This is a genomic window from Dactylosporangium sp. McL0621 (assembly GCF_049995355.1).
In the GTDB taxonomy this organism is placed as follows: domain Bacteria; phylum Actinomycetota; class Actinomycetes; order Mycobacteriales; family Micromonosporaceae; genus Dactylosporangium.
This window is the reverse complement of sequence record NZ_CP188259.1, coordinates 10,991,141-11,012,966: the sequence shown is the minus strand read 5'-3', so window position 1 is coordinate 11,012,966 and position 21,826 is coordinate 10,991,141. Positions and strand designations below refer to the sequence as shown.

Genomic DNA, 21,826 nt, shown 5'->3' with positions numbered 1-21,826 from the left:
GTCAATAACTATTGGAGATGACGTGCTCGGGCTCAATGAGGAACACGATGCGGTCCTCGCGCAGCGGGTAGGGCCCGCCGGTGTATTTGTGCGCGATTCGATCAATGATCTCCCAGGCCGCGTCGCCGTCGACGGTCGCCACGACCCGCCCCCGGATCAGCTCGGTGGAGTTGGGCCGCCCCCGCTCGGTGATGGAAAGTGCCACGCGCGGATCCCGCGCGAGATTGCGAGCCTTACGCGACCGCGGCGACGTGAGCACCGCGATCTTGTCCCCTTCCCACCCCACCCACACGGGCACCGAGTGCGGCGACCCGTCGGGCAGCACGGTGGCGATGTGGGCGATGTTCACGTCGTCGACGAGGCTCATGTGACACACGCTCCCTGGAGTAGGTCTCTTTAGGGAACCTACCAACTAGACTTGGCCCATGCAACGCACCCGGTTCTCGGACATGGCCTGCTCTATCGCCCGCACCCTGGACGTGATCGGCGAGCCCTGGTCCCCGCTGGTCCTGCGCGACGTGTACGTGGGGATCAACCGCTTCGACCAGCTGCAGGCCGACCTCGGCATCTCGCGCAAGGTACTGACCCAGCGCCTGACGTGGCTGGTGGAGCAGGACGTCCTGGAGCGCCGGGCCTACTCGGACCGCCCGCCCCGCCACGAGTACGTGCTGACGGCGAAGGGCCTGGAGCTGTGCGACCTGCTGATGGCGATGGTGCGCTGGGGCGACCGCTGGACCGCGGGCGAGGCGGGCCCCCCGGTGCTGTACCGCCACCGAACCTGCGGCGAGATCGCCCACGCGGAGCCGACCTGCTCAGCCTGCGGCAAGCCCATGCACGCCACGGACGTGGACGTCCTGCCGGGCCCCGGCGCCGCCGTCTAGTTCCAGGGACGGTCGTCGGCGTCCTCGCCGAGCACGGCCGCGCTCTCCCGGCACAGCGCCATGCCGAACTGCACATCGGCGCCCGCGTCCACGCCGAGGACCCGCCCGGCGACCCGGGCCAGGCCCGAGTAGGAGTAGCCCTCGAGGCGCCACTGCCGCACCATCCCGGCCACGTCCCCGGTGACCTCGACCCCCCACGACCCGGCGGTACGCACGGCCGCGAAGACCGGCCGCAGCACGCCGGCAACGGCCCGGGCGGCATTCCGGTCGAACGCCCGCGGCGACTCGGTGGCCTGCGCCAGCACGCCCCCGTGAGCGAGCCCCTCGACCCGGTGGAACGCCCCCGAGTCGCGCAGCACGCCGGCCCCGCCGAGCCGCGCGACCAGCTCCGGCGGCACGACGGTGACCCAGTCGTACCCGCGCAACGCGGTCCGGGCGGGCTCCCGCGCCAGCTCCGGATCGCGGTTGAGCCCGGCGACGAGCCCCGTCTTCGGACCGGGCGGGCCGCTGAACTCCACCTGCCCGTAGCCGACGTCCACCACCCCGGCAACGACCCGAACCAGCTCAACGGCGGCCGCGAGGACGGCATCCTCCCGCTCGGGCGGAAAGGTCGACCAGGCCCGCATCGTCAACGGCCCGGACGCCAAGGACGTGCCGACGTTGTACTCGACGAGGGGCTCGGCCTGCTCGAAGTACCAGATGCTCTGGTGTTTGCGCACCTGAGGCCGCGGCCGGCCCCAGCCCTCGGGCAGGCTGGCCGTGAGGAGCACATCGGCGACCGCGGCGTGCCACCGGCGCAGCACCTCCTCCGGCGCGACGTCGTCGAGGTAGAGCCGGACGGAGACGCTGTCCGGCTCCGCGCCCACGCCCATCACCCACGCGGGAACGCGCGGAACCTCAGCCGGCATGGTCGGCGTACGAGCTGAACAGCACGGCCCCGTTGTCGACGTTCACGTAGTAGCGGGCCTCCTCGCCGGAGTGCGCCCCGACGAACTGCGCGTCGAGCTCGTCGGTGCGCTGCCAGGTGCCACCGCTGGGGATGTACGGCGAGAGCAGGCCACTACCGCCCGGCCGGGCCGCTTCCCACCCGGCGTAGCGACCGACCAGGACCTCGGCCTGCGCCGGATCGAGCTTCACGACACCGGACTGAGAGTCGCGGTCAGTACCGGGCGTGGGCAGCATCTCGCAGTGGCGATCGGGCTCGAGTACCCAGTGCACCTCGGCGGGCACACCGAGCGGCGCGAGCTCGGCCCGGATCGGCTTCGTATCGGTCCGCACGGTCGTGCGCGCGTTCTCGACATCACGCCGGCAGCTGAACTCGCTCCACTTGAGGGCCGCGAAGAGCCCGCCACAGCCCAGCAGGGGCAGCAGGACCACGAGACTGCCGCCGAGCACCCACCACTTCACCTGCGGATCGCGCACCGAAGCACCCTAACGGCCCGACCGCCGAACCGTCGCCGGCCTCCACAGACCCTCCACATCACCGCGCCCGGGCGCGCCTGCCCGGCGGTTGAGGTACCGGCCGGGCAGGCGCGGTTGACGTGTCGTCAGCGGTTCTTGCTGGTCGGCTTGCCGTTCGGCGCTTCCTCGGCCGGCGTGCCCGTCGGCTTGTCGGTCGTCTTCACGTGCTTCTCGGTCGGGGACCGGTCCACGTCGGCGGCGGGTGGTGCCGTGACGGTCACCGGGGTACCGAAGTCGCCGAACTCCATCACTTCGCGTCGGCCGCTCGTGTCGAAACCGACCTGGAGCCGCCGGACCCGGCCCTGGTCGTCCACGTCCACGGCCCCGGTGAGGGTCTCGGACCGGCCCTCCGGCTGCTTGGCCTCGGCCTTGTCCACCACCACGAACGTGAACCGCTTCCCCGTCCACCCGTCACCGGAGGCGGAGCCGGCCTCCCGGACGTCCGTGGCGGAACGCAGCCGCCGCAGCAGTGCCTGGGTGTCCAGCGGGCCGAGCTTGACCAGGGCGACGGCCACCGGCGCGGTGTCGAGGCCGGTGCGGGGGTAGGCCGTCCAGGTCGTCGCGCCCTGTTCCCGGACGTACATCAGGTCGCCGATGAACCGGGTCTCCCGGTCCTCCCCGGGCACCGTGATGACGCCCACGCGCCGGGCGGGATCGAAAGCTCCCTCGAAGGCCCTTCCATCGCCGCCGGTACCGTGAAGCCGGTAGCTCTGCTGGTCGATGTTCTCGACCGCGGCGGCCACCTGGGCCTGGGCCGACGGCTCGCCCAGCGGCAAGGCCAGCAGGAGCACGCTCACGATCGCGGCGGCCGCGACCCCCAGCGCGACGAGCGGGACCAGCGCCCGGGCCGGCGCCCGCCGCCGCACGGCCGGCAACCCGGCGACCAGGTCCAGGCCCGGCGGGCGGTCTTCGGTGGCTCGCAGGAGCAGTGCGCGAACTTCGTGCTGACTCATCGGCGCCTCCTCGTATCGGTCTGTCACCGGACTCCACTCCCTTCGGCCTCGGCCCGGTTGACCGCCGTACCCGGCGGGATCAGCTTCCGCATCGCCTGCAGGCCGCGGTGCGTGTGGGTCTTCACGGTCCCCACCGAGCAGCCCATCAGCGATGCGACCTCGGTCTCCGGCAGGTCCTCGAAGTACCGCAGCACCAGCGCCGTGCGCTGCCGGCCGGGCAGCCGCGCGAGCGCCCGCCGGACGTCCTCGGCCATGGCGCCGGCCTCCCCGAGGTCACCGGGCCCGGGCGGGTCCGGCAGGTCGGCGCGCGGAACCTCACGGCGCCACCGGGCCCGCCACCAGGACCGGTAGGTGTTGACGAGGATGCGGCGCAGGTACGCGTCGGGCGCGCTGGCGGTGTCCAGGCGATGCCACACCCGGTACAGCTTGCTCAGGCAGGACTGCACCAGGTCCTCGGCTGTGTGCCAGTCCCCGGTGAGCAGGACCGCCGTTCTCAGGTGGTGCTCGCCCCGCCGCCGCACGAATTCGACGAAATCCTCGTCCATCGGGTCACCTCTCGTCGATGAAACCACCCCTGACACTCCCTGAGTGCCGTGCGAGGTTGACCACCGAACCACGGCAGTGACACGTGTCGAGGCCGCGACGCAGGAGTCGCCTGACCGCCGCCGGCGTTGGCCAGGGCCCGGCGGCGACCCGGGCCCGCGCCGGCAGCGCCTGAGGAGTGGATTGCGTCCGGCCTCGGGCCGGAGCGCTCAACGCGGTTCGCGGCGGTTGCCGTAAGCGTTGCCGTAAAGCTGCGCCGGTACGTCTGCCTTGGCCGACGCCTCGGTCTGGTCGGCGGTGTCAGGCGGGCTTGGCGTTGGCGGTCAGGAAGGCCGCGATGGCCGCGGACGCCTCGGCGGAGCCGTCGGCGCCGACAGTCACGAGCGCCCGGCCGTGCCCCCGCCCCGGAACTACGCTCAGCGTGCGGCGCTCACCGGGGGTCGCGGCGTACATCGCCTGCGCGTCATCGGCGGCCGGGCTGTCGTCCTTCGCCACCAGATACAGCACGGGCATCGTCAGCCGCGGCACGGCCTGCACGGCGTTCTCGTACATGTACTCGGCAACACCCGACACACTGACCACCCCGGCGGCCGGCGGGGTGAGGCGGGCGGCAGCGACCAGCACCGCGGTGCCGCCGCGCGACGCGCCGATCAGGACCACGCTGACAGCACCGTGTTCCCGAGCGTAGGCGGCGGCCGCCGCGACGTCGCCGGAGGGCGTGAACGTGCCGGTGATGCCGCGGACCGAGCGGCCTTCGCCGTTGAAGTCGAACGCGAGCACCCGGTAGCCGGCGGCCGCCTGCTGCTTCGCCCACCCGAGCCATGAGCACGCATCGGCGCCCGACTGCGGCGCGAGGACTAGGGCGATCTTGGCGCGGGCCTCGCCGAGCAGGTACGCGGCGAGGTATCCGCCCTGGCTTGCGAAGGTCACCTGCTTGTCGTTGAGCTCAGGATCGGCGCACCAGCCGTTCGTCGGGCCGGGCGCCGCCACGACCGACGCGCCCTTCGAGGCGTCGGCGGGGGTGTTCGTGGACGCGCTTCCGGCGCAGCCGGTGAGCACGAGGCCGCAGGCGGCGAGCAGAACGATCCGCATACCATTCTGACCTCCGCCGGGCCGCCGCAGTTGCATACGGATCTGCGGAAAGCGCTACCGGCGCAAGGTTCAACAATTGACCAAGGACGTTTGTCCGCCGTGGAGCCTCTCGATGCTTCAGGATCACACCGCGCTGCCGAAGCGCTGGTCACCCGGCGACTCTCTCGCCTCGCCGGCCGTCGTCATTCGTGATGCCCGTAGCACACATTTCGGTCGTCGGGCCCACCTCAATGAGGCGGTACTTTTCGCAGGTCAGATCGTTTCGGCCGGCATGCACCCGACGGCTACGCTTGCTCGGAGGGGGTGATCTCGATGCCCAGATTCCTTATCGAGGCGACCTACACGCTCGACGGACTCCGCGGGCTGATGAAGGATGGCGGCAGCGGGCGGGTCGACGCGGCCCGCAAGATGGCCGAAAGTGTCGGCGGGCACCTTGAATCGTTCGACTTCACATTCGGCGAGCAAGACACACATGTGATTTGCGACCTGCCCGACAACAAATCCGCCGCCGCCGTCGCCTTCGCGATTGGCGCATCCGGTGGAGCGACCACGAGGACCGTGGCGTTGCTCAGCCCGGCGGAGGTCGACCGAGCGGTTCAGCAGGCTGTCGAGTATCGCGCGCCGGGCGCCTGATCGGGCCGGCCGACGCTACCTGCGCTCATAGCGGCCGTCCTATCGGCGGAAGCACGGCCTGCGGGACGACGACCCGTCCGGCCTCGGGCCGGAGCACTCAAAGACATCAGTGGGAGCCGGTGAGCTGACCGGCGCGAGCCAGGTCAGTGGACGCGGCAGCGGCCATGGGGGGCGCGGGGTGGGAACCCCCCGCCGCGCCGAAGGCGCAGAAATCCAGTGGGCACGGTTGGGTTCGAACCAACGACCCCCCGCTTGTAAGGTCCGGGCGGCGCCCGTCCATCGACCTTCGACTGTCTACTACGTGGGCGGCCCTGCTTGATCGACGTACGGACATCGCTGAGTGGCCATGGAGGTTGCTACAGCCCGTGCTACAGCAGCGGCAAGCTCGTGTCCCGGTGTTCTCCCCGACAGCAGGTCATGCCGATCGCTTCGGTGTGAACTGTCGGCAAGGCGGTCTGCTGAGGTGTCGGTCGAGGTCAGACGGCGTGCGGCGAATCCGCGCAGGTCGGTTCGGCGGGTACGGATGCTGTACTTTGCTGCTGTACGGCATGACGGATATCCGGCGTACACGTCGACCCGTCAGTCGCCCTGCTAGCCACCGCTTTGCTGCCCCTCGCGCGTCAGTGGCGATCCGAAGCGATTGCCTGGCGTATCCTGCGCGAATGGCCGATCGTCCAGACGTTCCAGCTGAGCTAAAGCGTCGCTTGATGATCGAGGCAGGTCATCGCTGTGCTATACCAACGTGCCGCCAGATCGGCCCCCTGCAGATCGAACACATCGACGATTGGGCCAAGGTCCAGCGGCACGATTTCGAGAACATGATCGTGTTGTGCGCGAATTGCCACGGACGAAAGGGCACGCGGCACGGTGAGATCGACCGCAAGTCGCTTCGCCAGTACAAGGCCAACCTTGCGATTCTCAACAGCAGGTACAGCGACTTGGAGCGCCGGGTGCTTGAGGTTTTGGCCGATCAGCGCGAAGCCGTCGCAAAAGTTCTGGCGGGGAACCCGCATCTTGCTCCGGACCTCGCCCGTGGCCTGTCGATCCAACTCCCGAGCTCTCTCCGGCTGTTGATGATGTATTTGATCAAAGACGGGTACATGGAGCTGTCTCCCCCTGGTACCCGGCACGTCGCCGCGCTCGGATCAACCGTGGGGTTAACCGTAGTGCCGGCCGCGATTAATTCGCTCATGCCGGATACCGACTTCTATCGACTGACCCCGGCAGGTGTGGAGTTCCTTGACGCGTGGCTTGGAGCGAAGCCCCTCGACCCCGACAGCCCATGACGCTCGCGGCCTGGTCCCGTCAACTCCGAGTTGACGCCGTGCGCGGACGCCGCATAGGCGTTGTTCTAAGGCGAGCCCCTCACAGCGGCGGCGCCCTCACCGGTGCCAGGTTCTTGTGATGGCTGACCTTGTCAAGGTGGAGCGCCCGGCTGGACGAACGACCTTGACAAGGTCAGCCATCACTTAAGAGAAGATGGTGGCGGGGAGGGTGTTGCCGCACCGCAAGTGACGCTCAGACCTCAAGTTGCTCCACCGACCAGCGTGAACGCTCTGGTCCTCGGCTTCGGCCGGCGGGCCGGGGCATTCTTTGTGTGCGCCTCTGATCTTGCGTCGCTGACACCGGTGCGGGCGCCGGGGCTTGCCTGCCCGCGCAGGCGAAGCCGGAGCGGAGCAGGGCGCGGAGCGACCCCGTGGCGCCACGGTGCGCCGCGTCAGCGGCGCTTTAAAGACGTACAGAAAGTTCTCACAAGCATGTACCTCAACATCGGGTAGGCGGAATACCTAACCTGAACGGCCAGAGGGGCTAGCTGGCATTGGGCCAATTCTCGTAGGCTGCCGGTATGGAGACCAAGCGGGTCAGAGCTGGTAGTGACACACTCCTCGCGCTGGCGGATCGAGCCACGCCAGTCGACATCGTTACCGAGTTGATCTGGAATGCGCTCGACGCAGAGGCCATGAATGTTGATGTAACGGTCACCGTCAACGAGCTTGGCGCTCCGGAAGAGATCGTTATCCGTGATGATGGGCACGGTATGACCTACGGTCAAGTGCCTGACTTGTTCTTAATCCACGGTGAGTCCTGGAAGAAGGCACGGCGATTTTCGCCAAACATTGCTCGACCGATGCATGGGCATTTCGGGCGTGGACGGTTTCTTGTCTATGGCATCGCAGATCGAGTCGAGTGGCGAACCGTCGCAATGGACGGCGACGCGATGACCGAGACGATGATCTACAGTCGACGCAGTGCGCCGAACGAGTTCTCGATGGACGGCCCACGGCCGGCAGAGGAGCCGACAGGCACGACTGTCCGTCTTATCGCGAGGCAGGAACAACGGGTACAGGTTCTCGTCGATGGCGACGTTGTCCTGCCGGTAATGGCACGCCTTGCCGCGACTCTCCTCGCCCTTCCTGACGTGAAGGTGACCTACAATGACAACGCTCTTGATCCAGCTGACTACGTCAATTTAGACATCGATCTGGACGTCGTAGTAAGCGATGAGGCCCTTCAAAACAAGGGGAATCCGCGCCTTCGTGTTGTTGAATGGTCTGCGGACATGCGCTCGAAGGCCATATTTTTGTGCGACGAACATGGTCGCGTTGTGACCGAATACAAGCCTAATCGACTTCCCCCGGCGCCCATCCATTGGAGCGCGTACCTGCTCTGGGACGGTTTTGGCGACCATGAGCTGATGGGACATGCCGATCTTTATGTGCCAGATGTTCGGCACGGAGAACTGCTTGCAGTAGCACAGCACGCATTGACTCAGCATCTAAATCAGCGGCTTTACGAGCAAAAAGGAAAGATCCTTGCCGAATGGAAGTCGGAAGGTGTCTACCCGTATTTGGGCGAGCCCGCAAGTCCTGCCGAGGAAGTGGAACGGGAGATCTTTGACATCGTCGCAGTCGTAGCGAGCCCTGCGATCGGACGCGACGTCAAGCAGAAGCGGTTCTCTCTACGCCTTCTACAGGAAGCGGCGCGCGCGGAACCGTCTCGGACAAACCGCATTTTGAATGCAGTTCTCGATCTTACCCCCGATGAGCAGCAGGTTCTTTCGGATCTGCTGGAACGCACGAAATTGGCATCAATTGTCCAAGCCGCACAGACGGTGGCCGACCGTTCCGACTTCATAAGCGGTCTCGGAAAGCTGCTATTTTCCGACGAAACCCGTAGGACGTTTCGAGAAGTTGATCAGCTGCACCCTATGCTGGTATCCGAGCCATGGATCTTTGGCGATGAGTGGGCCCTAGCGTTGTCCGAGTCCGGATTGGCGCGTGTTGTAGAGATGGTCGTGAGTCAGTCGCCAAATACCGTATTCGCACCGCGTCCGGTCCTATTGCCCTCAGGCAGGCGTGGCCGTGTAGATATGGTTTTCTACCGGTACCTTCCAGAGAGCGAACGTAGCCGCCATCTGGTCGTCGAGCTGAAACGACCGATGCGACTAACGATGACCGAATTTGGACAGCTCAATAACTACGCTACTGCCATCACGGGTAATGCAGAGGTCGCAAGCGGCCTGCATGCGTGGGACTTTTGGCTGGTCGGAACTGAAATCGATGACGCGGTAAAGAATCTTTCAAACGACGTTAGCCAACCTGGCCTTGTAAGCGTAACTGCTCGTTACCGACTGTGGGTGATCGACTGGGCAACGTTGCTCGACCGAGCGCAACGGCGGATTGAAGCCTTCCGGTCGGCTCTGGATCTAGTATCTACGGACGAGACGAGCCGGACATATCTTCAGCGGCGGCATGCCGAATTCATCCCTTTCTCCGAATAGCACGGGAACTGCAGCTAATGCTGCGGTTCGTGTAGGCGTCGGCATCGCCCAACCGGCAGCATTGACACAAGTCCGGCGGCTTCAGCTGGTTTGCTCGTCCTGACTTGAGCCATTCCGCGAAGCGAAGCGTGACGCTGTGACTGGTCTGCGTAGGGTCGCCGGCGGCGGCGGGTGCCCTGCCACTCGCTGACGATTGACTTACGGTGACGTTTGCCTCTGCCTGCGGTGTGCCACTTCAGGCGTCGAGGGACAGCTCGGGCCCTCCCGGCATGGACCTGTCACCGACGTCCTGAGATCCGCCATCGCCGCCGTAGTTGGGCCACTGAGGACGGTGGCCCAACAGCTCCGGAAATACGATTTGAAGTACGCAGAACTCGTTGCCCCACGGATCTCGCATAACCCAGAAGTCGTAACCGCGCTCCTGTTGGTGATCCCACCGGGTGGCGCCGAGCGTTTCGAGACGCCGAACCTCGGCTTCGACGTCATCGGTTTCAAGGTCGATGTGCATTCGCTCCTTGGACATCTTGACGTCGTCGGTTCGCTGGAGCAGTACACGAATCTCGGAGTCTGGTAGCCGGAGTTGCCGGTACACCTGGCGGCTTGGCTCTAGTAGTTCCTCCTCCTGCGCGTCTAGAGCGGCCGACCAAAATCGAGTTGCACTATCGAGGTCGTCACAGTCGATTGTGAAGTAACAGACTCGACTTCGATGATGGCTCATCATTCCCCAGACTCGTTCGTCTCGTCGAGAATCCATTGCAGGTACGCTGCGTTTCCGAGTGTTATCGGTGTGGCGAGTACACACGGCACCTCGTACGGGTGTTCGCGGTTCGTCCGATCGATGATCTGTTGAACAAGGGAAGTCCGGGTGTGGAGCATGACTCGGGCTTCATGCTTGTCGTAGATCTCGCCTTGCCACTTGTAGATGGACCGGATTGTTTCGATGCAGTGTCCTGACGAGCAGAGCCGGTCCTCGATGAGCCGCCGGGTGAAGGCAGCTAGCCATTCGGCATCGGGTGCGGTGATCACGACCTCACTTACCGCTGGTTGCATCCCCGGCCTCTTCGTTTATCAGGGCGTTGATGGTTTCCGTGGCTTCTTCGGCGGTGCGCGCCATTGAGCCCCAGCCGGTGACGACCTTTCCGTCGTAGCTGATCCCGACCCAGCGGCCGGACATGCGTTGGCCGTGGGGATGGAGGACGAAGTACATCGTCCCTTTGGAGCGGACCGATCCGTCCGTTGCTGCGTACCAGCCCATCAGGATCTCGCTGTCCCAGATTCGAAGCTCGCCTTGCCAGTGGTAGCCCCCGTCTTCGACGGCGATGCCTCGCGTGGTGGTGGCGACGTCGATCCGTTGGCCCTCTTGGCGGAACTTGACCTCTTGCAGTGTGATGACCTGTTCGTGGTCCTTGAACGTCTGCCAGGACGCCCACCAGTCGCCTGACAGGTTCAGGCGGTAGCTCGGGATGCCGGCCAACTCGCCGACGGTGATCTGGAGTGCGTTCGCGATCGCAACGGCGACCGACAACACGGGCTGCTGCTCGCCCGCCTCATATCGTCTGATTTGTCGGGTGTCTACACCCGCTGCGGTGGCGAGATCGGCCTGGGACATGCCCAGTTCAGTCCGCCGTTGCCGCAGTACCTCTGCCATTTCCACTCCTCCATTCTCGCGGACGTTTTAGTCCGCGTCGACAGGACCCGTAGGTCCGATGGGGACTCTTGAGTCCTTGACGAGGACTGATACGTCCGGCAAACTAGGCCTAGTTAGTCCTATCGCAGGACGTAAGAGTCCTGTTGTTAGAGCGCTGTTGCGCTCCGTCATGAGGGAGGGCCCAAAGTGGCTCAGCGGATGAAGTACATGTTGGACATGTCGGGCTACGAGTTCGAGGTGGTCAAGACGGCCGCTCCGAAGCTCGACGGGAACGGTGCGCAGAAGATCGACCCGGTGTCGAAGAACCCGGTGTGGGTCGTGGAGGTCAACGCGTTCCAGGGCGAGGACGCCGGTGTTCACCAGATGGACGTCACGTTGGCGTCGGCGACGAAGCCGGACCTGCGGTGGCGGCAGCCGGTGGAGCTGTCCAGCGTGGAGATGATCCCGTGGGCGAACAACGGCCGTTCGGGTGTCGCGTTCCGCGTGGGTGAGATCCGCCCGGTGGACGTGGCGCGCCTGCAGTCGGTCGCCTGACCTGCTCCGTGCCTGCACGTGACACGTACGTGTCAACGCACCCGGATGCCGGGTGTTCGGACACGGGGTCGCCTGTGATTGGCGTCGCTGCGACCCCGGGTCCGGTCTTTCAACAGTCCTTGAGCCCTTGAGTGGGAGGACGTGTCGTGTCCAAGTTTAGCGGCCGGAGCAGGTCCGGCTCTACGTCTGCATCGGTGGGTCGCGCGGTCACTATCGCGATCGATGCGCAGGTTCGGCGTTCGTACGCGCGCAAGGCAGTGATCGCGTTCTGGGTCACTGCGGTCATCACCGCCGTTCTCGCTGCTGTTGTGGTGTCGGCGAACCATCACCCGCTGGTGGGTCTGGTGGCCGGCGCTTTCATCGGCGCCGTGGTCGGTGGTGTTGTGGCTGCGCTGGTGTTCTGCTGGCCGGTGCTGCGGGTGTTCTGGCACTGGGCGACCGAGATCGTGACGGCGGCTGGGCTGCTGTACGCGTGGACGGTTGTCATGGAGTCACCTGCGCTGGTGGCGACGCTGCTGTCGGTCGTGGCGGTGGTCCTGGTGTCCACCGGTCTGGGCTGGCTGCTGCGCCGTTGCGGCTGGTCGAAGCGCCCGGGTTGGGGCTGGCTGCGGGCGGTGGAGGTTCTCGCCGCGGTGCTGTCCGCGCTCGGCCGTGGTGTCGTGGCCCTGGTCTGGTGCCTGCTCGTACGGCATCGGCTGCGGGTGTGCTTCACCGCGTTCATCCACGCCGCAGGCTCCAACCACGCGGGTAACCCGCCGCTGGTCCTGTGGGCGCGCCCGACCCCTGCCGGGGAACGGGTGTGGGTGTGGCTGCGTCCCGGTCTCGCGCTGAGCGACCTGGAGGGCCGTACCGACAAGATGGCCGTCGCGTGCTGGGCCACCGACGTGCGGGTGTTGCGGGGCCAGTCCTCGTACGCCGCGCTCGTGCAGGTGGACGTGACCCGCCGCGACCCGCTGCGCGCCACGGTGTTCTCGCCGCTGGCCCGCATGGTTCCGGCCGACGACCCGACACCGACCTCACCGGGCATGCCGCCGCTCCTGGACCTGGACCTGAGCCCGGACGACTTCACCAACGACGTTCCGGCCGAGCAGCCGAAACGGGGCCGTGCCCCACGTCAACCGAAGGCTGACAAGCCGGGTCCCTCGGACGCCGATGAGTACGACGCCTTCATCTAGGCACCCCATCTCTTCAGTACCCATCTGACTCTGTGTCGGCGCGGGCCCAGTCCCTTTGGACGCCATGTCCCGCGCCCACACCCCATCCTGTTGGGAGCTACCTCCGATGGCCGAAGCTGTGTCACCGCTCGGCCTGCGCGCAGCAGCGCCGCCGATCGGTCAGACCCTGTCCATCTTCAACCCGGTCTTTCTCGGCATTGACGAGTTCGGCCATGACGTCTACGTCCCGATCATCTTCCGCAACCTGCTGCCTGGCGGTGAACCCGGCGCCGGGAAGAGCAGCCTGCTCAACAACTTCGTCGCGCACGCGGCGCTGTCGCTGGACTGCCGGCTGATCCTGCTGGACGGCAAGCGTGTCGAGCTGGGTCTGTGGAAGCGGGTTGCTGACGTGTTCGTCGGCCCGGACATCGAACGGGCGCTGCGGGTGCTGCGCCGTGTTCAGCAGATCATGGATAACCGGTACGAGTACCTCGACTGGTGCGAGCGCCGGAAGATCGAGCCCGGTGACCAGATCACCGCGTACCTGCTGGCGGTTGATGAGATCGCCTACTTCTCCGTCACGGTCGGGGACAAGAAGACCCAGGAAGAGTTCTCCAACTTGCTGCGCGACGTCGTGGCTCGTGGCCGCGCGGTCGGCATCATGGTTGTCGCCGCGACGCAGCGTCCGTCGTCGGACATCATCCCCACCTCGTTGCGGGATCTGTTCGCGTGGCGGTTCGCCGGTCGCTGCACCACCGACTCGTCCTCCGACGTCGTCCTCGGGCACGGCTGGGCCGCTCGCGGCTTCAGCGCCAACACCATCGCCCCGAACAATCAGGGCGTCGGCTACCTCATCGCTGAAGGCGGCGTGCCGAAGCTGGTGAAGTCGGCCTACCTTTCCGATCTGGACATCCGGCGCATCGCGCGGTATGCGGAACGGCTCCGCGCTGAGAACACGGTCCGTTCGGCCGCTGGGCTGTACCGGCCCGAACTGCGCCCTGACGATTTGGCGGTGGCGGCATGAGCCTCCTCGCCCGCGAACGCCACAGCGAGTGGTGCGCCAAGGACCACACCTGTCGGCTCGGTGAGCACCGCGCCGAACCGGTCACCAGGACCGCCCCGAACGTGGGCACCTACACCCTGACCCGCATCCAGCGTGACGGCGGCGGCGAGTACGCCGAGATCCGCCTCAGTATCCGCCTCGACATCGGCGAGGCCGGTCCCCGCGCCCGACTGGCGCACCTGCTGCGACTGCTGAACCTGCTGCTCAAGCACGCCGCCCCGCAGCGGTAGGCGCGCGTTCTCGAACGGCGACACCAGCACGCTTCCCGGCTTCCTGGCGCCGCCGTCCCAACCAACCAACAGCCCTTTGTCGAAAGGACGTGGCTGCCGTGCACCCTACCCAAAAACTGGCCCTCGACCCCGCCGAGCACGACCCTGAGGCGGTCGCGGCGGCCCTGGACCTGCCCGCCGACTACTTCACGGTCTGGGCTGAGGACGTCGAGGCCTACGAGCAGGACCTGATCGAGCGATACGTCCGCTCCTACGTCAGCAAGGTGCCGCCGGCCGAGCCCGGCGACCAGGCCGACGAGCTCGTCGCCATCGACCTGTACGGCACGCCGGCCGACACGCTGCGCTGCGCAGCGACCTACCTCGAGCACCACGGCTGGATGCCCTACGGCCGGTACTCAGACCTGACCGTGCCGTTCCCGGCCGCCGACATCACCGGCGCCGTCCGCGCCGCCGTCTACGGCAAGGCCATGCCCGGTGACGTCCTGGACGGCGTCCTCGGCTGGCACGTCGACATGGCCATTGCCGCCCTCGCCGACCACCTCGGTCTCAACGACCCCGAAATGCACCTGCTCGGCTGGCTCGCCTACAGCGCCCACGCCATCACCTGCTGGAACGACGAGATCGACCGCACCGCCATCGAGGCGGTCACCGCGATGCGGGCCGCCGCTGACGCCTACGACGCCACCCACCACCGCACCGGCGACGCCGCGTGCGACGCCGAGGACACCGACACCACCGGGGAATCCTGATGCCCAAGAACACTGTCAACCCGAAGTTGACAACCAGCGTGGCTGACACCCTGCGCCGCGCCGCCCACTACATCGCCGAGCACGGCCACCACAGGTACGACTACTTCGCTTCCGGCACGCGACGCACCGACCGCGAGACCGGCACCCTGCCCGCCGCGTGCGCCATCGGCGCCATCTCCTACGCCGCCTACGGCCGGGTCCGCCGCGACCCCTGGGGCAGCTACACCGACCTGACGCTCAACCCGACCAACGGTTTCTCCGACGCCGTGCTGTTCTTCGAGGACTACACCAAGTCCCACTTCGGCAACACCGTCTCGGGCTGGAACGACGCCCCAAACCGGACCGCCGATGAGGTGGTCACCACCCTGCATGCCGCTGCCGACGCCTTCAGCGCCTCGGCCGGTGATGCCCGATGAGCACCCACCGCCGCAACGTCGTGGAGAACGACGAGTTCGGCGCCTTCGCCCGGCGCATCGTGCGCGCCTATGCCCGCCGCGTCGCGGCTGGCGACATCGAGGCCCTGGCTGACATGGTCGCCCTCTCCGAGGACCTCGACACCGCCATCGGCGAGGCCGTCACCGGCCTGCGCAGCCACCGGCGCCGCTACTCCTGGGAGGAAATCGCCTCTCGCCTCGGCATCAGCCGACAGGCCGCACACAAGCGGTGGGGCGGTGACCGTCATGACGGCACTGACCAGTGACCCGATGCGGGTCGCTGTCCTGGACACCCAGGTCGCGCTCGGGATGAAGGTCGAGTTCTACGACCCGGACGGCAACCGCTACGGGCTGCCGACGTACCCCTACCGGTGGGCCCCGACGCATCTGGCCACCCGGAGGCAGTTGCGCTCCCAGCAGCTGTGCCCCGGCGGGCAGGACATCGCCGCGCAGATCCTGTGGCGGCACAAGGGACGCCGGCGCGTCGCCTACCTCTACGACATCCAGCACGCCAAAACCAAGCGCATCGCGACCCCGGCCCAGCTCGCCGCGGTCGGCAAGGCCCTGCTGGCCCGACGCTTCTGCACCAGCTGCCAGCAGCACAAGCCCTACTACATCCCCCGCCGCTACGGCGAATGCCTCGACTGCATCCCGGACGGCGCCTGATGACCGCCGCAACCCGCGCTGACCACGCCACGCACAGCAGCGTGTGCACCGAACCGGCCACCGGTCAGACCTGGTCCGACCGCTGCCACTGCCGGCACATCCGCGCCCGGCACGCCGCCGCCATCCATGCGGCCATCGTCACCCCGACCGGCACCTGCACCGGACGAAACCTCGCCGGAGCCTGCCTCTTCACCGACTGCCCCTGCACCGGCTTCGCTGCCCCGAACGGAGACCAGCCATGAGCGGCACCAACGACGCGCTGCGCCGCGCGATCCGCCAAACCGTGTTCGAGCAGATCCGCCAGCGCCGAGCGGCCAGGCGGACAGCCCGGGAAGCCCAGCGGACCATCGGCGACATCACGCACCCGCAGGTCAACCACGGCGGCTACCTGCCGTGCGGCTGCCACATCTCCCAACACCACCACGCCTGCAGCCCCGAGGCCCGGCGCAAGACCGAGGCCCAGCGATGAACACCACGACCGACTGCCTGTGCATCACCGACCCGGCCGTGCATCGGCTCACCGTCGCCATCCAGCGGCTGCAGACCGAACAAGCCGCCATCCGCGACGCCAACCGAACCCTCGTCGAGTACGGCCTCACCTCCGGCAGCCCGGAAGCCCACGCCCGGCTGCGCGCCATCGAGGCCGAAGCCCTCACCATCGCCGCCCGACTGCATGCCCTCGGCATCGACGACCAGGCCGCCACCGGCCTCATCCTCACCACGGGAGTCTCCCCATGACCACGCCTCAACCCGACCGCGACTACGTCCGCGCGCTGTTCGACGCGCTGGTCGCCGCCTGCACCGCCTGCGACGGCGAAGGCGCCGTCGGCCTCATCCGGCTCATCGGCCGGCAGATCGGCCAGGAGCGCATGTACCGGCTCCTCGACGAACTCGTCGCCATCGGGCTGCGCCGCGCCGCGGCGACCCTCGACGAGCAGTTGATGGACTTCCTGAGGGGGTCGCGATGAGCGATGCAGCCCCGCGCCGGGACTGGTCAGAGCGTCTGACCTTCGGCGTCCTGGTCCTGATCGTGCTGCTCATCGGCATCATGGCCGGAGCGGCGTCGTTCAGCCACGTCCACGACTTCACCCTGGACAACAGCCCCGAGGACACGCCCGACTGGTTCGGCTGGGGCAATGCCGTCATTACGGAACTCGTTCCGGTCGCCTCGCTCATCTACATCGCACGTCGGCGCCGCACTGGTGGCTCCATCGGCTACGCCGTCTTCCTCATCCTGCTGTTCATGGGTGTGTCCCTGACCGCCCAACTCGCCGTCGCGGTGCCCAGCATCTTCGGCTGGCTCGTGTCGGCCCTGCCCGCCGTGGCGTTCTTCCTGCTGTCCAAGCTCGTGTTCTCGGCGTCCAAGCCGAACAAGACCACGCAGAAGCCCGACCTGGCCGCTACTGCATCTGCGGCCACCGCACCTATCCCGACGACACCGATCGCGCAGACGACATCGAGCACGCAACCCGCTCGGGTCGTCATCGACCAGGTCCCCGCGCCCGCTGCGGTCCAGCAGCCGGCCACCGGAACCCCGCGTGACGTGGTCGAGCCCGCGCCTGTGGCGCCTGCGATCACGGCCCCGGCCGCCGCCGCGGCGAGTCCCCGGGCTCAGGCTCAGGTGGCATCCGCTTCCGACACCATCACCGAGCAGGCCATTCCCACAACGCACCGGCACATGAACGTGCCGACCGCACCGGAGCAGGCACCCGCACCGTCCGCGCCCGACTTCCCTGTCACTGCGCCCGACGCTGCACAGCCAACGAAGCTTCCGGCCCCGGCCGCACTGCTCACCCGCGCCCGGCACATCGCCGCCGCGCACCTGGAAGCCACCGGAGAACTGATCACCCGTGGTGCACTCGCCCGCCGGTTGCAGGTCGGCACCGACACCGCAGACCAGCTCCTCGCGCTGCTCGACCTCGACCCGGCCCGTTCCCAGCAGCCAGTGGCGGCCGCCAACGGCAACCGCGTGGACCTGACCGCGTGACCGTCTCGACGCTGACGTTCACACCCGGAGCTAACCACTCCGGGTGTGGGCGCCTCGGTCGAGCCGACCTCTCTCTGAACGGAGGCCCGCGATGAGCGCCACCCCGCCCGAGCTCCTCGCCGAGGTCGCCGCGTTCCAGCCCCTGACACTGCGCGACCACGTCGCCGTGCGCACCGCCCAGCCGGACTACGGCGACTGGCTCGAGCACATCTCCTCGGCGGCGGCTTGCACCCGCCCGATCCGCCTCGCCGGTGACCTCTACACCGTGCGCGGCACCAGCGGCGGCGGCGGCGAGGTCTTCCGGCACACCCCGACCGACCGCCTACCGGACGGCGTCATCTACAAGGCGTGCGGCAACCGCCGTGCCAGCATCTGCCCGGCCTGCGCCCGCATCTACCAGCGCGACGCCTACCAGGTCCTGCGGACCATGCTCGTCGGTGGCAAGGGCGTCCCGGCCGCCGTCGCCCGGCACCCGGCCGCGTTCGTCACCCTCACCGCACCCTCGTTCGGCACCGTGCACACCCGGGTCGTGCGTAAGCACACCTGCACCAACCGGGGTCGCTGCGACTGCCGCGCCGAGCCCTGCCACGCCCGCTCCAACACCCCGGGCCGCTGCCGTCACGGACAGCCGGCCGTGTGCTGGGCCCGTCACGAGACCGGCGACACCGTCATCGGGCGGCCGCTGTGCCTGGACTGCTATGACCACGACCACCAGGTCGTGTGGAACCTGTTCTCCGGCGAACTGTGGCGGCGCACCTCCATCGCCCTCAGCCGTCACCTCGCCCGACGCTGCCGCGAACGGCGCATCCCGTTTCGGCTCGTCGAGCTGCCCGGCGGGAAGGTTCGCAGCGTCGCCCCGGTCCGGATCGTCTACGGCAAGGTCGCCGAATACCAGCGCCGCGGCGTCGTGCACTTCCACATCCTGATCCGCCTCGATGGCTACGACCCCGACGACCCGGACACCGTGCTGCCACCCCCGGCCGGACTGTCGTTCCTCGACCTGCACGACGCCGTCGCCCAGGCCGCCACCGACACCGTGTTCGGCACCCCCGTGCACCCCGACCGTCCGGACGGCTGGCCGGTCACCTGGGGCGACCCGGATAAGGGCCTCGACATCCGCGAGATCAGTCTCACCGGCAGGGACGACGTCACCGACGGCCTGGCTGCGGGCTATCTCGCCAAGTACGCCACCAAGTCCACCGAGGTGACCGGCCACCGCTCCACCCGCCTCACCGCCGACACCGTCGACCTGTACGCCGACCCGGAAGGCGACCACATCGCCCGGCTCATCGACGCCTGCTGGCGCCTCGGCCGTGCCACCCGCACCCCGCAACGGCTCTCCACCCGCCCTCGGCCCACCCGCCCGGCTGTCAGCTGGACGCCCCGGGACTGCCCCGACTGCGGCACCCGGACCCGGCTCGCCGTCTGCCCGACCTGCACCCCCGACTGTCAACCCGAAGTTGACACCGAATCGATCGGCGGGACCGAACCCAACCCCTATGCCCGGCTGCGCCGCGCCGCGCACATGCTCGGCTTCGGCGGCCACTTCCTCACCAAAGCCCGCCGCCACCGCGTCACCTTCGGCCTGCTCCGCGCCAACCGCGTCACCTGGCGTCGCACCAACGACACCACCACCCCGGATCAGCCGATCCGCACCGCCGACCACCTCGACGAGGAAACCACCCTCGTCGTCGGCGTCCTCACCTTCGCCGGAGCGGGCTGGCACACCATCGGCGACGCCGCCCTCGCCAACACCGCCGCCGCCATGGCCCGCGCCCGAGCAGACGCCGCCCGCGAAGAACTCGCCCACGAAATCGGCACGGCCGTACTTTCCGGCGGCACCTTGGTAGCCGCCTAGCTCGTCTGAACGTCAATCTCCCTGGGGAGGGAAACGCGTGGAGAAACTGCTGTTGACGGCGACGGAAGCTGCCGAGGTCTTGAATGTCGGCAAGTCAACGGTGTATGACCTTATTCGGTTGCAGGTTCTCAAGTCGGTCAAGCTCGGCCGCTCCCGGCGCATTCCGATGGATGCATGTCGCGAGTTGGTTGCTCGGCTTGTGGAACTGCCGGACGGGCTGGAGAGCATGCGTCATGAGTGAGACCGCCAAGCCTCGCCGCCGAAACGGTGAAGGCAGTGTGTATCAACGGAAATCTGACGGTCTCTGGGTGGGCGCAGCCTATGTGCTGACCACGGCTGGTGTGCAGCGGCGCAAAGTGGTCTACGGCGAGTCGTGGGAGGCGGCTCACGGGCAGCTCGTGCAGCTGGTCGCTCGCTCCCAGCAGGGTATCCCGGTGCCCGAGCGGTCTTGGCCGATGCGTGACTATCTGCCGTACTGGCTGAAGGTTCACGCCGAGGAACTGCGGGCGAAAACGCTGGAGGGTTACGAGAGTGTTGTGCGCTTGCATCTGATCCCGGGACTCGGCACGAAGCGCCTCGACAAACTGAGCGCACATGATGTGCGTGCGTTCCTCTCGACGTTCCGGCAGAAATGTCTCTGCTGTTCGGCGGGATTGGACAGAAAACGTCGTGCCGATAAGCAATGCTGCTCGGCCGGAAAATGCTGTCGCCGGACGCCCGGAACCCGACAGGTGCAATTCGTTCATGCGGTGCTGCGAAACGCCCTCGCGCATGCGGTCCGCGAGGAACTCGTCCTCCGCAATGTTGCCATGCTGGTCAAAGTCAAGGCACCGCGTTACAAGGTCGGAAAGGGCCTGACGGTCGAGCAGGTGCGACTATTGCTGAAGACCGTGGAAGGCCATCGGCTGCACCCGCTGTATGTCGTCGCGGCGACCATGGGCCTTCGTCGCGGTGAGTTGCTCGGCCTGCGCTGGGCGGATCTCGACTTGGATCGCGGCACCTGGTTGCCGGACAAGACTACGCAGCGTGTGGCCGGCAGTCTCGTGCTCCAGGACACCAAGACCGAAGACTCGGACGCACTACTGCCGTTGCCGGAACTGACCTGGGTCACGCTGCTCGACCACCAGCAGCGGCAGCGCGATGAGCAGCAGCGGATCGGGGAGCGCTGGCAGGACCACGACCTGGTCTTCCCCTCCGAGGTCGGCACGCCCATGGAGCCGCGCAACCTCAACCGGCACTTCGAGGGTCTGCGCGCCAGGGCTGGCCTGCCCGGTGTCCGGCTGCACGACCTTCGGCACACGATGGTGACGCTGCTGCTGGAGCAGGGTGTGCCGCCGCACCTGGTGCAGGCCATCGCCCGGCACGCTGACGTCGACATCACGCTGAAGATCTATGCGCACACCAACCTCGACGCGATGCGGGAGGGGATGAAGCGCCTTGACGACCACCTGGACTGAGGCGCTGCTACACCCGTTGCTACAGGTGGCCTGTGCTGCCGTGCTGCTGACTGCAAACTGCCTGGTCAATCTGTGTGGGCACGGTTGGGTTCGAACCAACGACCCCCCGCTTGTAAGGCGGGTGCTCTTCCGCTGAGCTACGCGCCCCGGGGCCTCGAGAATCCGAGGACGGGTACCCAGATGGTACCCAAAGGCGTCCTCCCGCCCCAGCCGGGCAGCTAGAGGGCCTTGATCGCCGCTCGCCAGACCGAAACGTCGCGCGCGTGGCCCGCTGAAATGTGCTCTGTGAAGGCGATTATGCCGTCCGGGTCCACCAGGAACGTGCCGCGGTCGGCGTAGCCCTTGGCGTGGTTCAGGACGCCGTACGCGTCGGCGACCGCGCCGTGGGGCCAGAAGTCCGCGAGCATCGGGAAGGTGTAGCCCTCGCGGTCGGCCCAGACCTTGTGTGCGTACGGGGAGTCGACGCTCACGGTCAGGACCTGGACCTGTTCGTTCTGGAAGGCGTCCAGGCCGGACTGCAGGGCCGCCAGCTCGCCCTGGCACGTACCGGTGAACGCGAGCGGGTAGAACACCAGGAGCACCGACCGGAGGGTACGGAACGAGGTCAGTCTGACCTCCTGGTTGTTCTGGTCGCGCAGGACGAAGTCCGGTGCCGGATCTCCGACATCCACTGTCATGCCTCGAATATGCCAGCTGTCGTAC

General features: G+C 67.3%; 29 protein-coding genes and 2 tRNA genes. 19 read left to right on the top strand and 12 right to left on the bottom strand.

The features are described 5' to 3' along the window. Window position 1 precedes the first annotated feature (1 nt). Entirely contained in the window at window positions 2–367 is a 366-nt protein-coding gene (locus tag ACPPVO_RS52130) for a PPOX class F420-dependent oxidoreductase (RefSeq protein WP_426506745.1), read from the bottom strand. 58 nt (window positions 368–425) lie between these two features. Between ACPPVO_RS52130 and ACPPVO_RS52125 the strand changes: the two genes are divergently transcribed. Beyond that, window positions 426–881 carry a winged helix-turn-helix transcriptional regulator gene (locus ACPPVO_RS52125; protein ID WP_426506743.1) on the top strand — a complete coding sequence of 152 codons (456 nt, stop codon included), beginning with the start codon at window positions 426–428 and terminating at the stop codon, window positions 879–881. Here ACPPVO_RS52125 and ACPPVO_RS52120 read toward each other — a convergent pair. From ACPPVO_RS52120 to ACPPVO_RS52100, 5 genes are all read right to left on the bottom strand, one after another. Continuing rightward, window positions 878–1,747 (bottom strand): hypothetical protein, encoded by an 870-nt coding sequence (locus ACPPVO_RS52120; protein WP_426506742.1) that lies wholly within the window; start codon window positions 1,745–1,747, stop codon window positions 878–880. The two genes, ACPPVO_RS52125 and ACPPVO_RS52120, sit on opposite strands and share 4 nt — an antisense overlap. A 31-nt stretch (window positions 1,748–1,778) precedes the next feature. Beyond that, a complete protein-coding gene (locus tag ACPPVO_RS52115; protein WP_426506740.1) occupies window positions 1,779–2,303 on the bottom strand; it encodes a hypothetical protein in 525 nt (174 codons plus the stop codon). A gap of 125 nt (window positions 2,304–2,428) precedes the next feature. Then, on the bottom strand, window positions 2,429–3,295 hold the full coding sequence (locus ACPPVO_RS52110) for a hypothetical protein (RefSeq protein WP_426506738.1): 867 nt from the start codon (window positions 3,293–3,295) through the stop codon (window positions 2,429–2,431). Window positions 3,296–3,318: 23 nt separating this feature from the next. Then, window positions 3,319–3,840 (bottom strand): SigE family RNA polymerase sigma factor, encoded by a 522-nt coding sequence (locus tag ACPPVO_RS52105; RefSeq protein WP_426506737.1) that lies wholly within the window; start codon window positions 3,838–3,840, stop codon window positions 3,319–3,321. 298 nt (window positions 3,841–4,138) lie between these two features. After that, window positions 4,139–4,930 (bottom strand): alpha/beta hydrolase family protein, encoded by a 792-nt coding sequence (locus tag ACPPVO_RS52100; protein ID WP_426506736.1) that lies wholly within the window; start codon window positions 4,928–4,930, stop codon window positions 4,139–4,141. Window positions 4,931–5,242: 312 nt separating this feature from the next. Here ACPPVO_RS52100 and ACPPVO_RS52095 point away from each other — a divergent pair, with 312 nt between their 5' ends. Then, the gene (locus ACPPVO_RS52095) at window positions 5,243–5,563 is read left to right on the top strand and encodes a GYD domain-containing protein (RefSeq protein ID WP_426506735.1); all 321 of its coding nucleotides are present in this window, start codon (window positions 5,243–5,245) and stop codon (window positions 5,561–5,563) included. A 217-nt stretch (window positions 5,564–5,780) separates the two neighbouring features. On the opposite strand, the gene ACPPVO_RS52090 is transcribed toward ACPPVO_RS52095, so the two are convergent. Further along, window positions 5,781–5,849, bottom strand: a tRNA-Val gene (locus ACPPVO_RS52090). 376 nt (window positions 5,850–6,225) lie between these two features. On the opposite strand from ACPPVO_RS52090, the gene ACPPVO_RS52085 reads away from it, so the two are divergent. After that, window positions 6,226–6,849 (top strand): HNH endonuclease, encoded by a 624-nt coding sequence (locus tag ACPPVO_RS52085; protein ID WP_426506733.1) that lies wholly within the window; start codon window positions 6,226–6,228, stop codon window positions 6,847–6,849. Between the two features lie 560 nt (window positions 6,850–7,409). Then, on the top strand, window positions 7,410–9,344 hold the full coding sequence (locus ACPPVO_RS52080; protein ID WP_426506732.1) for an ATP-binding protein: 1,935 nt from the start codon (window positions 7,410–7,412) through the stop codon (window positions 9,342–9,344). Between the two features lie 235 nt (window positions 9,345–9,579). Here ACPPVO_RS52080 and ACPPVO_RS52075 read toward each other — a convergent pair whose 3' ends face one another. Genes ACPPVO_RS52075 through ACPPVO_RS52065 form a run of 3 tightly spaced genes read right to left on the bottom strand, consistent with a single transcriptional unit; the run spans window position 9,580 to window position 10,992 of the window. Further along, window positions 9,580–10,062 carry a VOC family protein gene (locus ACPPVO_RS52075; protein WP_426514857.1) on the bottom strand — a complete coding sequence of 161 codons (483 nt, stop codon included), beginning with the start codon at window positions 10,060–10,062 and terminating at the stop codon, window positions 9,580–9,582. Further along, window positions 10,062–10,370, bottom strand: a complete 309-nt coding sequence (cutA, locus tag ACPPVO_RS52070) for a divalent-cation tolerance protein CutA (RefSeq protein WP_426506730.1) — start codon at window positions 10,368–10,370, stop codon at window positions 10,062–10,064. The genes ACPPVO_RS52075 and cutA overlap by 1 nt, the downstream gene beginning before the upstream one ends. A 4-nt stretch (window positions 10,371–10,374) precedes the next feature. Further along, a complete protein-coding gene (locus ACPPVO_RS52065) occupies window positions 10,375–10,992 on the bottom strand; it encodes a helix-turn-helix transcriptional regulator (protein WP_426506729.1) in 618 nt (205 codons plus the stop codon). 198 nt (window positions 10,993–11,190) lie between these two features. Here ACPPVO_RS52065 and ACPPVO_RS52060 point away from each other — a divergent pair, with 198 nt between their 5' ends. The 15 genes from ACPPVO_RS52060 (at window position 11,191) to ACPPVO_RS51990 (ending at window position 21,124) form a co-directional block, all read left to right on the top strand. Beyond that, window positions 11,191–11,526, top strand: coding sequence for a hypothetical protein (locus tag ACPPVO_RS52060; protein ID WP_426506727.1), 336 nt, complete (start codon window positions 11,191–11,193; stop codon window positions 11,524–11,526). 131 nt (window positions 11,527–11,657) lie between these two features. Beyond that, entirely contained in the window at window positions 11,658–12,701 is a 1,044-nt protein-coding gene (locus tag ACPPVO_RS52055) for a hypothetical protein (RefSeq protein ID WP_426506726.1), read from the top strand. A 106-nt stretch (window positions 12,702–12,807) separates the two neighbouring features. After that, on the top strand, window positions 12,808–13,704 hold the full coding sequence (locus ACPPVO_RS52050) for an FtsK/SpoIIIE domain-containing protein (RefSeq protein WP_426506724.1): 897 nt from the start codon (window positions 12,808–12,810) through the stop codon (window positions 13,702–13,704). Beyond that, window positions 13,701–13,973, top strand: a complete 273-nt coding sequence (locus tag ACPPVO_RS52045; RefSeq protein WP_426506722.1) for a hypothetical protein — start codon at window positions 13,701–13,703, stop codon at window positions 13,971–13,973. Before ACPPVO_RS52050 ends, ACPPVO_RS52045 begins: the two co-directional genes overlap by 4 nt. Window positions 13,974–14,071: 98 nt before the next feature. After that, window positions 14,072–14,722 (top strand): DUF6197 family protein, encoded by a 651-nt coding sequence (locus tag ACPPVO_RS52040; protein ID WP_426506720.1) that lies wholly within the window; start codon window positions 14,072–14,074, stop codon window positions 14,720–14,722. Window positions 14,723–14,760: 38 nt separating this feature from the next. Beyond that, window positions 14,761–15,138, top strand: coding sequence for a DUF6197 family protein (locus ACPPVO_RS52035; protein WP_426506718.1), 378 nt, complete (start codon window positions 14,761–14,763; stop codon window positions 15,136–15,138). Then, window positions 15,135–15,422 carry a hypothetical protein gene (locus ACPPVO_RS52030; RefSeq protein ID WP_426506717.1) on the top strand — a complete coding sequence of 96 codons (288 nt, stop codon included), beginning with the start codon at window positions 15,135–15,137 and terminating at the stop codon, window positions 15,420–15,422. Before ACPPVO_RS52035 ends, ACPPVO_RS52030 begins: the two co-directional genes overlap by 4 nt. Further along, window positions 15,403–15,822 (top strand): RRQRL motif-containing zinc-binding protein, encoded by a 420-nt coding sequence (locus tag ACPPVO_RS52025; RefSeq protein ID WP_426506715.1) that lies wholly within the window; start codon window positions 15,403–15,405, stop codon window positions 15,820–15,822. The genes ACPPVO_RS52030 and ACPPVO_RS52025 overlap by 20 nt, the downstream gene beginning before the upstream one ends. 238 nt (window positions 15,823–16,060) lie before the next feature. Further along, on the top strand, window positions 16,061–16,291 hold the full coding sequence (locus ACPPVO_RS52020) for a hypothetical protein (protein WP_426506713.1): 231 nt from the start codon (window positions 16,061–16,063) through the stop codon (window positions 16,289–16,291). Next, window positions 16,288–16,560 (top strand): hypothetical protein, encoded by a 273-nt coding sequence (locus tag ACPPVO_RS52015; RefSeq protein ID WP_426506711.1) that lies wholly within the window; start codon window positions 16,288–16,290, stop codon window positions 16,558–16,560. Before ACPPVO_RS52020 ends, ACPPVO_RS52015 begins: the two co-directional genes overlap by 4 nt. Further along, entirely contained in the window at window positions 16,557–16,790 is a 234-nt protein-coding gene (locus tag ACPPVO_RS52010) for a hypothetical protein (RefSeq protein ID WP_426506710.1), read from the top strand. The genes ACPPVO_RS52015 and ACPPVO_RS52010 overlap by 4 nt, the downstream gene beginning before the upstream one ends. Then, window positions 16,787–17,809 (top strand): hypothetical protein, encoded by a 1,023-nt coding sequence (locus ACPPVO_RS52005; protein ID WP_426506709.1) that lies wholly within the window; start codon window positions 16,787–16,789, stop codon window positions 17,807–17,809. Before ACPPVO_RS52010 ends, ACPPVO_RS52005 begins: the two co-directional genes overlap by 4 nt. A 91-nt stretch (window positions 17,810–17,900) precedes the next feature. Beyond that, the gene (locus ACPPVO_RS52000) at window positions 17,901–19,667 is read left to right on the top strand and encodes a replication initiator (protein ID WP_426506708.1); all 1,767 of its coding nucleotides are present in this window, start codon (window positions 17,901–17,903) and stop codon (window positions 19,665–19,667) included. A gap of 37 nt (window positions 19,668–19,704) precedes the next feature. Next, complete coding sequence (locus ACPPVO_RS51995; RefSeq protein ID WP_426506707.1) at window positions 19,705–19,908, top strand: helix-turn-helix domain-containing protein; 204 nt, start codon at window positions 19,705–19,707, stop codon at window positions 19,906–19,908. Next, complete coding sequence (locus tag ACPPVO_RS51990) at window positions 19,901–21,124, top strand: tyrosine-type recombinase/integrase (protein ID WP_426506705.1); 1,224 nt, start codon at window positions 19,901–19,903, stop codon at window positions 21,122–21,124. Before ACPPVO_RS51995 ends, ACPPVO_RS51990 begins: the two co-directional genes overlap by 8 nt. A gap of 75 nt (window positions 21,125–21,199) precedes the next feature. Here ACPPVO_RS51990 and ACPPVO_RS51985 read toward each other — a convergent pair. Then, a tRNA-Val gene (locus tag ACPPVO_RS51985) sits at window positions 21,200–21,271 on the bottom strand. Between the two features lie 71 nt (window positions 21,272–21,342). Continuing rightward, a complete protein-coding gene (locus ACPPVO_RS51980; protein WP_426506704.1) occupies window positions 21,343–21,801 on the bottom strand; it encodes a peroxiredoxin in 459 nt (152 codons plus the stop codon). Window positions 21,802–21,826 lie beyond the last annotated feature (25 nt).

Coding starts and splice junctions, on each gene's coding strand:
- ACPPVO_RS52045 (WP_426506722.1), top strand. CDS start 13,701: ATGAGCCTCCTCGCCCGCGAACGCCACAGCGAGTGGTGCGCCAAGGAC.
- ACPPVO_RS52060 (WP_426506727.1), top strand. CDS start 11,191: ATGAAGTACATGTTGGACATGTCGGGCTACGAGTTCGAGGTGGTCAAG.
- ACPPVO_RS52020 (WP_426506713.1), top strand. CDS start 16,061: ATGAGCGGCACCAACGACGCGCTGCGCCGCGCGATCCGCCAAACCGTG.
- ACPPVO_RS52025 (WP_426506715.1), top strand. CDS start 15,403: ATGACGGCACTGACCAGTGACCCGATGCGGGTCGCTGTCCTGGACACC.
- ACPPVO_RS52080 (WP_426506732.1), top strand. CDS start 7,410: ATGGAGACCAAGCGGGTCAGAGCTGGTAGTGACACACTCCTCGCGCTG.
- ACPPVO_RS52085 (WP_426506733.1), top strand. CDS start 6,226: ATGGCCGATCGTCCAGACGTTCCAGCTGAGCTAAAGCGTCGCTTGATG.
- ACPPVO_RS52125 (WP_426506743.1), top strand. CDS start 426: ATGCAACGCACCCGGTTCTCGGACATGGCCTGCTCTATCGCCCGCACC.
- ACPPVO_RS52110 (WP_426506738.1), bottom strand. CDS start 3,295: ATGAGTCAGCACGAAGTTCGCGCACTGCTCCTGCGAGCCACCGAAGAC.
- ACPPVO_RS52095 (WP_426506735.1), top strand. CDS start 5,243: ATGCCCAGATTCCTTATCGAGGCGACCTACACGCTCGACGGACTCCGC.
- ACPPVO_RS52030 (WP_426506717.1), top strand. CDS start 15,135: ATGAGCACCCACCGCCGCAACGTCGTGGAGAACGACGAGTTCGGCGCC.
- ACPPVO_RS52100 (WP_426506736.1), bottom strand. CDS start 4,930: ATGCGGATCGTTCTGCTCGCCGCCTGCGGCCTCGTGCTCACCGGCTGC.
- ACPPVO_RS51990 (WP_426506705.1), top strand. CDS start 19,901: ATGAGTGAGACCGCCAAGCCTCGCCGCCGAAACGGTGAAGGCAGTGTG.
- ACPPVO_RS52010 (WP_426506710.1), top strand. CDS start 16,557: ATGACCACGCCTCAACCCGACCGCGACTACGTCCGCGCGCTGTTCGAC.
- ACPPVO_RS52065 (WP_426506729.1), bottom strand. CDS start 10,992: ATGGCAGAGGTACTGCGGCAACGGCGGACTGAACTGGGCATGTCCCAG.
- ACPPVO_RS52105 (WP_426506737.1), bottom strand. CDS start 3,840: ATGGACGAGGATTTCGTCGAATTCGTGCGGCGGCGGGGCGAGCACCAC.
- ACPPVO_RS52000 (WP_426506708.1), top strand. CDS start 17,901: ATGAGCGCCACCCCGCCCGAGCTCCTCGCCGAGGTCGCCGCGTTCCAG.
- ACPPVO_RS52075 (WP_426514857.1), bottom strand. CDS start 10,062: ATGAGCCATCATCGAAGTCGAGTCTGTTACTTCACAATCGACTGTGAC.
- ACPPVO_RS52005 (WP_426506709.1), top strand. CDS start 16,787: ATGAGCGATGCAGCCCCGCGCCGGGACTGGTCAGAGCGTCTGACCTTC.
- ACPPVO_RS52130 (WP_426506745.1), bottom strand. CDS start 367: ATGAGCCTCGTCGACGACGTGAACATCGCCCACATCGCCACCGTGCTG.
- ACPPVO_RS51980 (WP_426506704.1), bottom strand. CDS start 21,801: ATGACAGTGGATGTCGGAGATCCGGCACCGGACTTCGTCCTGCGCGAC.
- ACPPVO_RS52015 (WP_426506711.1), top strand. CDS start 16,288: ATGAACACCACGACCGACTGCCTGTGCATCACCGACCCGGCCGTGCAT.
- ACPPVO_RS52050 (WP_426506724.1), top strand. CDS start 12,808: ATGGCCGAAGCTGTGTCACCGCTCGGCCTGCGCGCAGCAGCGCCGCCG.